We start from the raw sequence: 13,423 nt of genomic DNA, 5'->3' as shown, positions 1-13,423 counted from the left end.
ACGCGCGCGTGAGGCCGTACGGGCCCTCACGCGCGCGTGGTGTTCCGTCCGGCTCCCTCGGCGTCACTCCGCGAACGCGCCGCACACCGCGCCGTACTCCCTTGTCCACCACACCGCGAGCGCCGAGGCAGCCGGGAACTGCGGGTCCGCGCGGGTGTCGCCGCGCTCGTAGTGCCAGCGCAGCATCCAGAAGTCGTTCAGGCGCTCCCACCACACGCGGTGCACGGCCGCCGCGAGTTCCGAGGGGGTGGCGCCGGCCGCCAGCCGGTACGCGCGCGCGTACGCCCTGACCTTCGGCAGGTCCAGAGTGCCGGCGGGCCGGACGAAGAAGATCGCGGCGGCGCGCACCGCCTCCTCCGCGCGGGGCTGCACTCCGAGCCGGTCCCAGTCGACGATCGCGGCGGGGGCGTCCCCCTGGTAGAGCAGGTTGAAGGGGTGGAAGTCGCCGTGCACCCAGCCGACGGGCCCGCCGGGCGGCGGACGCCGGTCCGCGTGCCGTTCCAGGAGCGTGCGCCGCTCCAGGAGCCGGTACTGGGCCAGTTCGTCGAAGGCGTCCGGGGGCCGGTGGCGGCGTACGTGCCCGAGCAGGTCGTCGATCAGCGTGAAGGTGTCGGCGGGATCGGCGCTCTCCACGGGGTGGGGACTCGCGGCGGGGCGGGTGCGGCACTTGGGCGGCATCACCTGCTCCAGGCACGCGTGCACGGCTCCCAGCAGTGCTCCCAGACGGGCGCACTGCTTGGTGGTGAGCTGCCCGCCGTGCCGGTGCCGGCCGTCGATCCAGGGGTGCAGGGCGTAGGAGTGGCCGCCGACGACGGCGACCGTGCGCCCGTCGCGGCCGGTGAGCGGCGGTGCCACCGGGACGCCGAGGTCGGCCAGGCGCTGGGTGGCCCGGTGCTGGCGCGCGATGGCGGTGGGATCGGCGGTGTCCGGATCGAAGTGGTGCTTGAGGAAATAACGGCCGCGGGTCGTGCACAGCCGGTAGCCGCGGTTGAGCAGGCCCTGGTCGACCGGCTCGCAAGTGAGGGCGGAACCGGCGGCGTACTGGCGCAGCAAGGCGCTCAGAGGGGGCGCGTGGGGCACGGGGGGTGGTACACATGGGCGCGGCACGCGCCAGATGCTAGGGCACCGGCGGAGGCCGTGAGCTGGGCCTTGTCGCAGACAGTCATCGATGGTCGCTTTCGGTCACATGAGGTCGTGATGCCGTCCCGACACCGCCCGTCGTGCGCCGGTACGCCCTCGGAGGCGTCCCTTGCCGCCGCCCGGCGGGTCCCGTTTCGCCTTCCCCCGTGCGGGGTCATCCATCAAGAGCAGTTCCGGCCATTCGCCGACCCTTCCCGACTCAGGGGTGGCCGGGATAACGTGCCGGTGTTCCGGCCCCCTGCACGGCTGTGACCAGCGGCTGCCCCGACTGTCCGGCGAGGTACTTGGACGTCCAAGTGGAAATACTTGGAAATCCAAGGAAACGCCCAGGTCAGGGGGGTTTCCCAGAAATGTGGAGCACTGGGTAACGTGACTGCTGCAGGGCGCTCGCCGGGGCACCTGTCACGCCTGTTCCCGGCCGAGTGGCACCCACCCCGTGCCCGGTGGTCCGGAACAGGTGAGCCGCACTGGCTACCGGCAACCCCGGGGCCGGACCGACGGAGGAGCACACGTGACCGTGGAGAGCACTGCCGCGCGCACACCGCGACGCAGCGCCGGAAGCAAGGCCGGCGCGACCGGCACGAAAGCCGCAGGCACCAGGCGGCGTACCGGCGCCAAGAAGAGCGCCGACCCCGAACTCGTGCAGTTGCTGACGCCCGAGGGCAAGCGCGTCAAGAACGCCGAGTACGACAAGTACGTCGCCGGCATCACCGCCGAGGAGCTTCGCGGCCTGTACCGCGACATGGTGCTCACCCGCCGCTTCGACGCCGAGGCCACCGCCCTGCAGCGCCAGGGCGAACTGGGTCTGTGGGCCTCGCTGCTCGGCCAGGAGGCCGCCCAGATCGGCTCCGGCCGTGCCACCCGCGAGGACGACTACGTCTTCCCGACCTACCGTGAACACGGCGTCGCCTGGTGCCGCGGGGTGGATCCGACCAACCTGCTCGGCATGTTCCGGGGTGTGAACAACGGCGGTTGGGACCCCAACGGCAACAACTTCCACCTCTACACGATCGTCATCGGCTCCCAGGCGCTGCACGCCACCGGCTACGCGATGGGCGTCGCCAAGGACGGCGCCGACTCCGCGGTCATCGCCTACTTCGGCGACGGCGCCTCCAGCCAGGGCGACGTGGCCGAGGCCTTCACCTTCTCCGCGGTCTACAACGCCCCCGTGGTGTTCTTCTGCCAGAACAACCAGTGGGCGATCTCCGAGCCGACCGAGAAGCAGACCCGCGTCCCGCTCTACCAGCGCGCGGCGGGCTTCGGCTTCCCCGGCGTCCGCGTCGACGGCAACGACGTACTGGCCTGCCTCGCCGTCACCAAGTGGGCCCTGGAGCGTGCCCGCAGCGGCGAGGGCCCCACCCTGGTCGAGGCGTACACCTACCGCATGGGCGCCCACACCACCTCCGACGACCCCACCCGCTACCGGGGGGACGAGGAGCGCCTGGCCTGGGAGGCGAAGGACCCGATCCTGCGCCTTCGCCGCCACCTGGAGGCCGCACACCACGCGGACGAGGGATTCTTCGAGGAACTCGAGGCCGAGAGCGAGGCGTTGGGCAAACGAGTGCGCGAAGCGGTCCGTGCCATGCCCGACCCGGACCTTTTCGCCATCTTCGAGAACGTGTACGCGGACGGGCATGCGCTCGTCGACGAGGAGCGCGCCCAGTTCGCCGCCTACCAGGCGTCGTTCGCGGACGCAGAGGGGGTCTGATCATGGCTGCTGAGAAGATGGCCCTGGCCAAGGCGATCAACGAGTCGCTGCGCCGCGCCCTGGACACCGACCCCAAGGTCCTCATCATGGGCGAGGACGTCGGCAAGCTCGGCGGCGTGTTCCGGGTGACGGACGGCCTCCAGAAGGACTTCGGCGAGAGCCGCGTCATCGACACCCCGCTCGCCGAGTCCGGCATCGTCGGCACCGCGATCGGCCTCGCCCTGCGCGGCTACCGCCCGGTGGTCGAGATCCAGTTCGACGGCTTCGTGTTCCCGGCGTACGACCAGATCGTCACGCAGCTCGCGAAGATGCACGCCCGCTCGCTGGGCAAGGTCAAGCTCCCGGTCGTCATCCGCATCCCCTACGGCGGTGGCATCGGCGCGGTCGAGCACCACTCGGAGTCCCCCGAGGCGCTGTTCGCGCACGTGGCGGGTCTGAAGATCGTCAGCCCCTCCAACGCGTCGGACGCGTACTGGATGATGCAGCAGGCCATCCAGAGCGACGACCCGGTGATCTACTTCGAGCCCAAGCGGCGCTACTGGGACAAGGCCGAGGTCAACACGGAGGCCATCCCGAACCCGCTGCACAAGGCGCAGGTCGTCCGCGAGGGCACGGACCTGACCCTGGCGGCCTACGGCCCGATGGTGAAGCTCTGCCAGGAGGTCGCCGCCGCGGCCGCCGAGGAGGGCAAGTCCCTGGAGGTCCTGGACCTGCGCTCGGTCTCCCCGATCGACTTCGACGCCATCCAGGCCTCGGTGGAGCGGACGCGCCGCCTCGTCGTCGTTCACGAGGCACCGGTGTTCTTCGGCTCCGGCGCGGAGATCGCCGCCCGGATCACCGAGCGCTGCTTCTACCACCTGGAGGCCCCCGTGCTGCGGGTCGGCGGCTACCACGCCCCGTACCCGCCGGCCCGCCTGGAGGAGTCCTACCTGCCGGACCTGGACCGCGTGCTCGACGCCGTCGACCGCTCGCTGGCGTACTGAGGGAGAGGTTCGTGACGACGATGACCGATGCGTCCGTGCGTGAGTTCAAGATGCCGGATGTCGGCGAGGGTCTGACCGAGGCGGAGATCCTCAAGTGGTACGTCCAGCCCGGTGACACGGTCACCGACGGCCAGGTGGTCTGCGAGGTCGAGACCGCCAAGGCGGCCGTCGAACTGCCCATCCCCTACGACGGGGTGGTGCGCGAGCTGCACTTCGCCGAGGGCACCACGGTGGACGTGGGCACGTCCATCATCGCGGTGCAGGTGGCGGGCGCGGCCCCGGCCGAGGTACCGGCGCAGGCCGCTCCGGTGGCCGAGCCGAAGACCGAGCAGGACCCGGACGGGGAGGAGAAGCCGCAGGGCCGCCAGCCGGTGCTGGTGGGCTACGGCGTCTCGGTGTCCTCCACCAAGCGCCGTCCGCGCAAGGGCCCGGAGGCCGCGGCCGCCCCGGCGGCGACGGCACCCCGGCCGGAGCTGAACGGCCACGGCACCGTGGCCCCGGCGGCCGTCGCGGCGCCCGCCGGGCCCCGCCCGCTGGCCAAGCCGCCGGTGCGCAAGCTGGCCAAGGACCTGGGCGTGGACCTCGCCACGGTCGTGCCGTCCGGCCCGGACGGCATCATCACGCGCGAGGACGTGCACGCGGCGGTGGCGGCACCGGCCGCACCCACGACCCCCGAGCCCGCGGCTGCGCCGGCGCCGGTGGCCGCGGCTCCGGCTCCCGCCGTGAGCTACGACGGGGTGCGCGAGACCCGGGTCCCCGTCAAGGGCGTCCGCAAGGCGACGGCGGCGGCGATGGTCGGCTCGGCGTTCACGGCCCCGCACGTCACGGAGTTCGTGACGGTGGACGTGACGCGCACGATGAAGCTGGTCGAGGAGCTCAAGCAGGACAAGGACATGCAGGGGCTGCGGGTCAACCCGCTGCTGCTGATCGCCAAGGCCCTGCTGGTCGCCATCAAGCGCAACCCGGAGATCAACGCGTCCTGGGACGAGGCGGCTCAGGAGATCGTCCTGAAGCACTACGTCAACCTGGGCATCGCGGCGGCGACCCCGCGCGGCCTGATCGTGCCGAACATCAAGGACGCCCACGCCAAGACGCTGCCGCAGCTCGCGGAGGCGCTCGGCGAGCTGGTGGCCACGGCCCGCGAGGGCAGGACGTCCCCGGCGGCCATGCAGGGCGGCACGGTGACGATCACCAACGTCGGCGTCTTCGGCGTCGACACCGGCACGCCGATCCTCAACCCCGGCGAGTCGGCGATCCTCGCGGTCGGCGCGATCAAGCTCCAGCCGTGGGTCCACAAGGGCAAGGTCAAGCCCCGCCAGGTCACCACGCTGGCGCTCAGCTTCGACCACCGCCTGGTCGACGGCGAACTCGGCTCCAAGGTCCTGGCCGACGTGGCCGCGATCCTGGAACAGCCGAAGCGACTGATCACCTGGGCGTAGCAGCCCGTGGCGAAACGGGGCGGCGCACCTCTCACGGAGGTGCGCCGCCCCGGCGCATGCGGTGGTCCAGGGGGTGTGACGGGCCGGGAGGGTCAGCTCGGCCGGTGGCTGCGCAGTGCGTCGAGCGGGCCGAAGGCCACCTCAGGCCACCTCCAGGTCCCACCGGGACACACGCGTCTGAACCGAGGGCCCGCCGCTGAGGTCAGCGGCGGGCCCTTCGGCCTGGTGGGCGGGTGTCAGACCTTCTTGGCGAACCCGTAGTTCAGGAGCTTCGTCGCGTCCGTCGCGCGCTGCGCGTACGTGGACGAGGCCAGAACCGTACCGATGACGGTCCTGCCGTTCCTGGTGGCGGCGAAGACGAGGCAGGCCCCGGCCTGGGGACCGGAGCCCGTCTTCACGCCGATCGCGCCGCTGTAGCTGCTGAGCAGGGTGTTCGTGTTCGTCCACTTGCCCATCGTGCGGGTGCTGCCCGTCTTGGTGACGGTCTTGGCGGTGTACGACTTCGTCTTCACGATCGTACGGAACGTGGAGCTCTTCATCGCGCTGCGCGCCAGCTTCGTCAGGTCACGCGGCGTCGAGTAGTTGCTGCCCTTGCCGATGCCGTCGAACGAGTCGAAGCGCGTGTTCGTCATGCCGAGGCTCTTGGCGGTGCTGTTCATCTTGCCGATGAAGGACTTCACGCGCGCGTCCCGCGTCGAGCCCGAACCGTACTTGTCGGCCAGCGCGTACGCGGCGTCGCAGCCCGAGGGCAGCATCAGGCCGTACAGCAGCTGACGGACGGTCACCTTGTCGCCGACGATCAGGTGGGCCTGGGAGGCGTTGTTCTTGACGACGTAGTCGCTGTACGCCTTCTGGATGGTGACCTTGGCGTCGAGGTTCAGATTCGGCTGGGCCAGCACGACCTTGGCGGTCATGATCTTCGTGGTGGAGCCGGTGGAGCGCTTGGTGTCCGCGGCCTTGCCGTAGAGGGACTTGCCGGTCGCGTCGTCCATCACGTAGCCGCCCTTGGCCACGATCGTCGGCGTGGTGACGGCCTGCGCGGGTGCCGCGGTGAGGGCCCCGGCGGCGAGCACGGCGCTCGTGGTCACGGCGACTGCGGCGGCTCTGCGGATACGGATGCCCTGGATGCCGGTTTTCAAGTGAAGTACCCCGATTATGTTGTATTCCTCGGCGGTGCGGCAGAGTTGAGAGCCCACAAAGTGGGGCCGCACCTGTCTGACTCATGGGTGGGGTGGATGGTTGCACGGTTTACGGGGTGGATTCGGCCATCGGGCCCGTATGGTCCGCATGCTGGATGGGGCGGGCCTTGGGTACGTGTTGTATCTATGCTGTGGGCATGAGCCTGGCCGTGAAACAGCCCCCCGCCGCCGATCGTGTGTACACACACGTCAAGCAAGCGGTCCTGGACCGCAGTTACGAGGGCGGCACCCTGCTGACCGAGGGGGAGCTGGCCGAGGCCGTCGGGGTCTCGCGCACGCCCGTGCGCGAGGCGCTGCTGCGGCTGGAGGTCGAGGGGCTCATCAAGCTCTACCCGAAGAAGGGGGCTCTCGTCCTGCCGGTCTCCGCGCAGGAGATCGCCGACGTGGTCGAGACCCGGCAGCTGGTCGAGGAGTACGCGGCCCGGAAGGCCGTCCCCGCGTCGCCGGGGCTCATCGAGCGGCTCGAGGAACTGCTCCAGAAGCAGAAGAAGCAGGCCGCCGCCGGTGACTTCGCGGCGGCCGCCGTCACCGACCGCTGCTTCCACGCCGAGATCGTCCGCAGTGGCGGCAACGAGATCCTGTCCCGGCTCTACGACCAGTTGCGCGACCGGCAGCTGCGCATGGGCGTCGCCGTCATGCACTCCCACCCCGACCGGCTCGCCAAGACGCTCGCCGAGCACGAGCAGATCCTGGACGCGCTGCGCTCGGGGGACGCGGAGGCGGCCGTCGACGTCGTGCACCGGCACGTCAACTGGTTCTCCCACCTCGCCCGGGGGGAGGTCCGGTGAGCTCCTCGTCCTCGCCGGCCTCCCTGCCCGGTGATCCGCCCGGCGGCCGGCGCGCCGTCGCCGTCTGGAGCATCGGCGTCGCCGTCTACTTCGTCGCCGTCATCTTCCGCACCTCCCTGGGCGTCGCCGGTCTCGACGCCGCCGACCGCTTCCACGTGGGCGCCTCGGCGCTGTCGACGTTCTCGATCCTCCAGCTCCTCGTCTACGCCGGTATGCAGATACCCGTCGGTCTGCTGGTCGACCGGCTCGGCACCAAGAAGGTGCTGGCGATCGGCGCCGTGCTCTTCACGGCCGGCCAGCTCGGCTTCGCGTTCTCCCCGTCGTACGGCACCGCGCTCGCCTCGCGTGCGCTGCTCGGCTGCGGGGACGCCATGACGTTCATCAGCGTGCTGCGGCTGGGCACCCGGTGGTTCCCCGTCCGGCGCGGGCCGCTGGTCGCCCAGCTGGCCGGGCTGGCCGGGATGGCCGGCAACCTGGTGTCCACGCTGGTGCTGGCCCGGCTGCTGCACGGCGTGGGCTGGACGGCGGCCTTCGCGGGCAGCGCGCTGGCCGGGGCGGTGGTGCTGGTGCTGCTGGTGCTGTTCCTCAAGGACCACCCGGAGGGCCACGAACCGGAGCCGCTGCCTCACCTGGGCGCCGCGTACGTACGCCGGCAGATCGCCGCGTCCTGGCGGGAGCCCGGGACACGGCTCGGGCTGTGGGTGCACTTCACCACGCAGTTCCCGGCGATGGTGTTCCTGCTGCTGTGGGGGCTGCCGTTCCTGGTCGAGGCCCAGGGCCTGTCACGGGCGGACGCGGGTGAACTGCTCACGCTCGTCGTGGTGTCCAACATGGCCGTCGGGCTCGTGTACGGGCAGATCGTCGCCCGGCACCACGCGGCGCGGCTGCCGCTCGCGCTCGGCACGGTGGCGGCGACCTCGGGCATCTGGGCGGTGACGCTGGCGTATCCGGGCGGGCGGGCGCCGATGTGGCTGCTGATCGTGCTGTGCCTGGTGCTCGGCGCGTGCGGTCCGGCCTCGATGATCGGGTTCGACTTCGCGCGGCCGGCGAATCCGGCGGAGCGTCAGGGGACGGCGTCGGGCATCACCAACATGGGCGGCTTCGTGGCCTCGATGACGACGTTGTTCGCGATCGGCGTGCTGCTGGACGCGACCGGGGACGACTACCGGATCGCCTTCTCGGCGGTGTTCGTGCTCCAGGCGCTGGGCGTGAGCCAGATCCTGCGGCTGCGGAAGCGGGCGGCCCGGCGGGAGCGGGAGCGGCTGGTCGCCAGCCGGGTGGAGACGGTGCACGTGCCGGCGTGACGGTGCCCTGCTCCGTCGCGAGACGGGGCCGGGTCCGGTGCGCTCGCCGCGGCCGGCACGCGCCTCCCCCCGGCTCCTGGAGCAGGGGGGTTCCGGCTCGCCCCCGGGGAGGCACGTCTGTCCGCGGCCACGACCCTAGGCCGTCACCACGAAGTTCCGCAGGATCGCCGCCGCCAGGTCCAGGTCGCCCTCCGTCTTCACACGGTCCGCGACCGCTTCCGGGGTGACCCGGCCGCAGGCCAGGCGGACGTAGGTCTCCCAGTCGAGCGCGAGGGTCGCCGCCGGGCCGAGGGCCGGGGCCGTCTCCAGGGTGCCGCGGCCCTGGATGTCGACGCGGATCGTGCGCAGGAACTCCACCGGGCCGTGCACGTCGAAGACGATCGCCGAGCTGCGCGGGGCGTCCGCCTTGACCGCGACCACGTCCGGGAGGGCGGCCAGCAGGTAGTCCCGGGCGACGTGGGCGCCGGGCGAGTCGAGGTCGCTGGGGCGGCCGAGGGCCGCGCGCAGGTCCTGCTCGTGCACCCAGATGTCGAAGGCGCGGTAGCGCATGGCCTCTTCGAGGGTGATCTCCGCGCCGAGCGGTCCGCGCATCTTGGTGCCGGGGTCGCGGGACTCGTTCCGCAGCTGGCGGTTGCGGCGGATGATCGTGTACTCCAGCTCGGAGGTCATCTCCGGCGACGTGTGGTGGCGGCGGACGTCGACCTGCATCTCCATGTAGCGCTGGTGCTCGTTGGTGACGTGGAACAGGTCGCGCGGGAGCGCGTGGATGGGCCGCGGGTCGCCCAGCATCTCGCAGTCCATGCCGATGATGTGCGAGACGACGTCGCGGACCGACCAGCCCGGGCACGGGGTGCGCCGGTTCCAATCGGCCTCCACCAGGGGCTGCATCAGCTCCGATATCGCCTCGACGGAGTGGGTCCAGGCATCGGCGTAGGGCTGGAGGGTGGGATGCAGACTCACGGAACGGGACCCCTCGGCGGTCGGTACACGGGCGGATGTGATGGCATTGCCAGTGGGAGGTGGCTGCGGTCGGCGGGTGTCTTGGAACGCTAAGTTACGCTGCTGTGAGGCAGCCCGGCAGTGCTTTCGTGTGACGATCGTAGGCCTGTCCGGACGACTCGAGTGCCAGGACGGTGGTAGTGTGCGCGCCTCGCTGATCCAGATTGCCGTGAACGAGGGTGAATCGGTCGATTCACGGCGTGGGCGGGTGGCCGCGCTGGTGGGCGAGCAGACCGGGGCCGACCTCGTGGTGCTGCCAGAGCTGTGGACCACCGGGGCCTTCGCCTTCGAGGAGTTCGAACGCGAGGCCGAACCGCTGGAGGGTCCCACCTACGAGGCGATGGCCAAGGCGGCGAGCGACGCGGGCGTGTGGCTGCACGCCGGCTCGATCCCCGAACGCGCCGTGTCCGACGGCGACTCGGCCGCGGGCTCCCTCTACAACACTTCCCTGGTCTTCTCCCCCTCCGGCGAGCTGGCCGCCGTCTACCGCAAGATCCACCGCTTCGGCTTCGACAAGGGCGAGGCCGTGCTGATGAGCGCGGGGCGGGAACTGGTGACGGTCCCTCTGCCGGACACCGTCCTGGGCCTCGCGACCTGTTACGACCTCCGTTTCCCCGAACTCTTCCGCGGGCTCGTCGACGCCGGGGCGCAGACCCTGGTGGTCCCGGCGGGTTGGCCCGAGCGCCGGCGTGCGCACTGGACGCTGCTGGCCCGGGCGCGGGCGGTGGAGGACCAGGCGTTCGTGCTCGCCTGTGGAACGGCCGGGACGCACGCGGGAGTTCCGCAGGCGGGTCACTCGATCGTGGTGGACCCCTGGGGCGAGGTGCTGGCCGAGGCCGGCCCCGGCGAGGAGGTCCTCACGGTCGACTTCGACCCGGCGAGGGTGCCGGCCACCCGGGACCAGTTCCCGGCCCTGAAGGACCGGGTCCTCGGCCTGGAGCCGCCGCGCCGTCAGGACGGCTCCTAGCGCCTCTCGTTTGGATCACGCCGGGCTCGCGGGCCCTGGCACCGCTCCCCCAAGCTCTTCGAGCAGGGGGGACCCCAGCCGCGTTGTCGTCGGTCGGCAGGGCTCCGCCCTGCCGCCCTCCTTCCTTTGCACGGCACCGGACCCCGCTCCCTGATCCGGCCTGATCCAAACGAAAGACCCTAGCGCCTACGGCTCCCTCCTCGGTGCCTACCGCTCCTCGCGTTCCTTCTCCGCCAGGTGGATCACGCACACCGCCACCGCGATCACCAGCGCGGGGTCGGCGTCCTCGCGTACGACGTCGACGCCGTAGGTCTCCACGACGCTCAGCCAGCGCCGGGAGATCACCGCGAGCAGTTCGCCGTCGTACTCGACGGCGAATTCCCGGTCGAGGATCTTGCCGCTGACGTCGAGCTCGGTGCCGTCCACCATGGACACCCGGTAGTGGTTGCGCAGCAGCGACAGCCGCTTGCGCCTGATCTTCGCCAGGGCCTCCCCGTCCCGCTCGATCACCATCGTGTCCCGCAGCGCGAGCATCTTCTGGTGGATGTTGATCAGGACCCGGCCGTGGGCGTCCTTCAGCTCGAAGGTGTCCCGCAGCCGCATCGCCTTGCCGTCGACGAGGAAGACCTTGCGGCCGTGCTCGTCCTCGATCCAGTAGTCGTCACCGATGCCGAAAATCCGGTCGCGTACGAGGAATCTCATGTCCTCACCGCTTCCCCGGCTTTGCCCCGGCGACGCCGCCGGTGGTCCGACGGGACCAGTACGGCACCGCGCCGGGCGGGCCGCCGCCGGCGGGTGGCACCCTTGGTCCCATGAACGACACGGCACCCCGACGAGCCCGCGTACGCGCCCCCGAGCTGATCGGCAAGGGCGGCTGGCTCAACACCGGTGGCAAGAACCTCACGCTCGCCGACCTGCGAGGCAAGTGCGTCGTGCTGGATTTCTGGACGTTTTGCTGTGTGAACTGCCTGCACGTCCTGGACGAGCTGCGGGAGCTGGAGGAGAAGCACCGGGACACGGTCGTGGTCGTCGGGGTGCACTCGCCGAAGTTCGTGCACGAGGCGGAGCACCAGGCGGTGGTCGACGCGGTGGAGCGGTACGGCGTGGAGCATCCGGTGCTCGACGACCCGGAACTCGCCACCTGGAAGCAGTACGCGGTTCGGGCCTGGCCGACGCTGGTCGTCATCGACCCGGAGGGCTACGTCGTCGCGCAGCACGCCGGCGAGGGGCACGCGCACGCGATCGAGCGGCTGGTGGAGGAACTGGAGGCCGAGCACGGGGCGAAGGGCACCCTGCGCCGCGGCGACGGGCCGTACGTGCCGCCGGAGCCGGAGCCCACCACCTTGCGCTTCCCGGGCAAGGCAGTGCTGCTGCCGTCCGGGAACTTCCTGGTCAGCGACACCACCCGGCACCAGCTGGTGGAGCTGGCGGAGGACGGCGAGACCGTGGTGCGGCGGATCGGCCAGGGCGGCCGGGGGATGACCGACGGCGGCCCGGACCGGGCCCGGTTCCAGGAGCCGCAGGGGCTCGCACTCCTGCCGGACGGCACCGTCGTGGTCGCCGACACGGTCAACCACGCCCTGCGGCGCTTCGACCCGGAGACGGGCGGGACCACGACCCTGGCCGGCACCGGACACCAATGGATGCAGGGCGAGGCCACGTCCGGTCCCGCGCAGGACGTGAAGCTGTCCTCGCCCTGGGACGTGGCCTGGTGGAACGGCAAGGTGTGGATCGCCATGGCGGGCGTGCACCAGCTGTGGGCCTACGACCCGGCCGCGGCTACCGTCGCCGTCACCGCCGGGACCACGAACGAGGGGCTCGTCGACGGGCCCGGCGCGGAGGCCTGGTTCGCGCAGCCCTCCGGGCTCGCGGCCACGCCCGACCGGCTGTGGCTCGCCGACTCCGAGACGTCCGCCCTGCGCTGGGTGGACCTCGACGGCGCCGTCCACACGGCGGTCGGCACCGGGCTGTTCGACTTCGGGCACCGGGACGGAGCCGCCGGACAGGCGCTGCTCCAGCACCCGCTGGGCGTGACGGCACTGCCGGACGGCTCGGTCGCCGTCAGCGACACCTACAACCACGCCCTGCGCCGCTACGACCCGGCGACCGGCGAGGTCACGACGCTCGCCACCGATCTGCGTGAGCCCAGCGACGCCGTGCTGGTCGGTGAGGACATCGTGGTCGTGGAGTCGGCCCGGCACCGGCTGACCCGGCTGCGGCTGCCGGAGGAGGCGGTACGGGTCGAGGCCGTCGCCCACCGGACCCGGCGCGCCGCCACGGAGGTCGCCCCCGGCCGCCTCCGCCTGGACGTGATCTTCCAGGCCCCGGCGGGCCAGAAGCTCGACACCCGGTACGGACCGTCGACCCGGCTGCTGGTCTCCTCGACCCCGCCCGAGCTGCTGCTGAAGGGCGAGGGCGCGGACACCGACCTGTGCCGCGAACTGGAGCTGAACCCCGCCGTTTCGGAGGGTGTCCTGCACGTCTCCGCGATGGCGGCCTCGTGCGACGACGACCCCGCGAACGAGTACCCCGCCTGCCATGTGCACCAGCAGGACTGGGGCGTTCCGGTCCGCCTCACCGAGGGCGCGACGGACCGGCTGCCGCTCGTCCTGGCCGGGATGGACGAGACCGCGGCAGGCTGATCGCCGAGAGGCCCTAGCGCTGTGGCCGGGAAGGTTTGCCGGGCGTCGCGAGCCGGTGAACCTTTCCGGTCACAGCACTAGCGGCGCCGCGGGCGCGGCGCCAGCTTGAACAGGGCCACTCCCGCGGCCACCAGGGTGGTGGCCGCGACCATCATGGCCATGCTGTTCATCCACACGCCAGTGGCGGCCAGCGTGGCGCCTCCGGCGCCGGTGGTGCCGGCGCCGACGACTCGTCCGTACATGTCGTTCTCCTT

Annotated in this window: 12 protein-coding genes; 7 read left to right on the top strand and 5 right to left on the bottom strand. The window is 71.5% G+C overall.

What is annotated here, in order from left to right:
- Nucleotides 1-63: 63 nt before the first annotated feature.
- A complete protein-coding gene (locus TNCT6_RS14740; protein ID WP_172632908.1) occupies nt 64-1,080 on the bottom strand; it encodes a phosphotransferase in 1,017 nt (338 codons plus the stop codon).
- Nucleotides 1,081-1,651: 571 nt separating this feature from the next.
- Between TNCT6_RS14740 and pdhA the strand changes: the two genes are divergently transcribed.
- Genes pdhA through TNCT6_RS14725 form a run of 3 tightly spaced genes read left to right on the top strand, consistent with a single transcriptional unit; the run spans nt 1,652 to nt 5,270 of the window.
- A complete protein-coding gene (pdhA, locus tag TNCT6_RS14735) occupies nt 1,652-2,848 on the top strand; it encodes a pyruvate dehydrogenase (acetyl-transferring) E1 component subunit alpha (protein ID WP_141359809.1) in 1,197 nt (398 codons plus the stop codon).
- 2 nt (nt 2,849-2,850) lie between these two features.
- The gene (locus TNCT6_RS14730) at nt 2,851-3,831 is read left to right on the top strand and encodes an alpha-ketoacid dehydrogenase subunit beta (RefSeq protein ID WP_141359808.1); all 981 of its coding nucleotides are present in this window, start codon (nt 2,851-2,853) and stop codon (nt 3,829-3,831) included.
- An 11-nt stretch (nt 3,832-3,842) separates the two neighbouring features.
- The gene (locus TNCT6_RS14725; RefSeq protein ID WP_141359807.1) at nt 3,843-5,270 is read left to right on the top strand and encodes a dihydrolipoamide acetyltransferase family protein; all 1,428 of its coding nucleotides are present in this window, start codon (nt 3,843-3,845) and stop codon (nt 5,268-5,270) included.
- A 236-nt stretch (nt 5,271-5,506) separates the two neighbouring features.
- Here the strand turns inward: TNCT6_RS14725 and TNCT6_RS14720 are convergent, their stop codons facing one another.
- Nucleotides 5,507-6,409 carry a D-alanyl-D-alanine carboxypeptidase family protein gene (locus TNCT6_RS14720; protein ID WP_141359806.1) on the bottom strand — a complete coding sequence of 301 codons (903 nt, stop codon included), beginning with the start codon at nt 6,407-6,409 and terminating at the stop codon, nt 5,507-5,509.
- A gap of 197 nt (nt 6,410-6,606) precedes the next feature.
- Between TNCT6_RS14720 and TNCT6_RS14715 the strand changes: the two genes are divergently transcribed.
- Together TNCT6_RS14715 and TNCT6_RS14710 are read left to right on the top strand one after the other, a co-directional pair.
- The gene (locus tag TNCT6_RS14715; protein WP_141359805.1) at nt 6,607-7,257 is read left to right on the top strand and encodes a GntR family transcriptional regulator; all 651 of its coding nucleotides are present in this window, start codon (nt 6,607-6,609) and stop codon (nt 7,255-7,257) included.
- Nucleotides 7,254-8,561, top strand: a complete 1,308-nt coding sequence (locus TNCT6_RS14710) for a nitrate/nitrite transporter (RefSeq protein WP_141359804.1) — start codon at nt 7,254-7,256, stop codon at nt 8,559-8,561. Before TNCT6_RS14715 ends, TNCT6_RS14710 begins: the two co-directional genes overlap by 4 nt.
- Before the next feature lie 135 nt (nt 8,562-8,696).
- Here the strand turns inward: TNCT6_RS14710 and TNCT6_RS14705 are convergent, their stop codons facing one another.
- Nucleotides 8,697-9,521, bottom strand: a complete 825-nt coding sequence (locus tag TNCT6_RS14705; RefSeq protein ID WP_141359803.1) for a maleylpyruvate isomerase family mycothiol-dependent enzyme — start codon at nt 9,519-9,521, stop codon at nt 8,697-8,699.
- 181 nt (nt 9,522-9,702) lie between these two features.
- Between TNCT6_RS14705 and TNCT6_RS14700 the strand changes: the two genes are divergently transcribed.
- Nucleotides 9,703-10,527, top strand: coding sequence for a carbon-nitrogen family hydrolase (locus tag TNCT6_RS14700; RefSeq protein WP_141359802.1), 825 nt, complete (start codon nt 9,703-9,705; stop codon nt 10,525-10,527).
- 207 nt (nt 10,528-10,734) lie between these two features.
- Here the strand turns inward: TNCT6_RS14700 and TNCT6_RS14695 are convergent, their stop codons facing one another.
- Nucleotides 10,735-11,229 carry an LURP-one-related/scramblase family protein gene (locus TNCT6_RS14695; RefSeq protein WP_141359801.1) on the bottom strand — a complete coding sequence of 165 codons (495 nt, stop codon included), beginning with the start codon at nt 11,227-11,229 and terminating at the stop codon, nt 10,735-10,737.
- Nucleotides 11,230-11,339: 110 nt separating this feature from the next.
- Between TNCT6_RS14695 and TNCT6_RS14690 the strand changes: the two genes are divergently transcribed.
- On the top strand, nt 11,340-13,169 hold the full coding sequence (locus TNCT6_RS14690; RefSeq protein WP_141359800.1) for an NHL domain-containing thioredoxin family protein: 1,830 nt from the start codon (nt 11,340-11,342) through the stop codon (nt 13,167-13,169).
- A gap of 77 nt (nt 13,170-13,246) precedes the next feature.
- On the opposite strand, the gene TNCT6_RS39870 is transcribed toward TNCT6_RS14690, so the two are convergent.
- Nucleotides 13,247-13,411, bottom strand: coding sequence for a hypothetical protein (locus TNCT6_RS39870; RefSeq protein ID WP_172632907.1), 165 nt, complete (start codon nt 13,409-13,411; stop codon nt 13,247-13,249).
- Nucleotides 13,412-13,423: the final 12 nt, after the last annotated feature.

The sequence above is a fragment of the Streptomyces sp. 6-11-2 genome (assembly GCF_006540305.1).
Taxonomy (GTDB): Bacteria; Actinomycetota; Actinomycetes; order Streptomycetales; family Streptomycetaceae; genus Streptomyces.
Note: the sequence above shows the minus strand (reverse complement) of the source record. Positions and strands in the feature narration are given on the sequence as shown.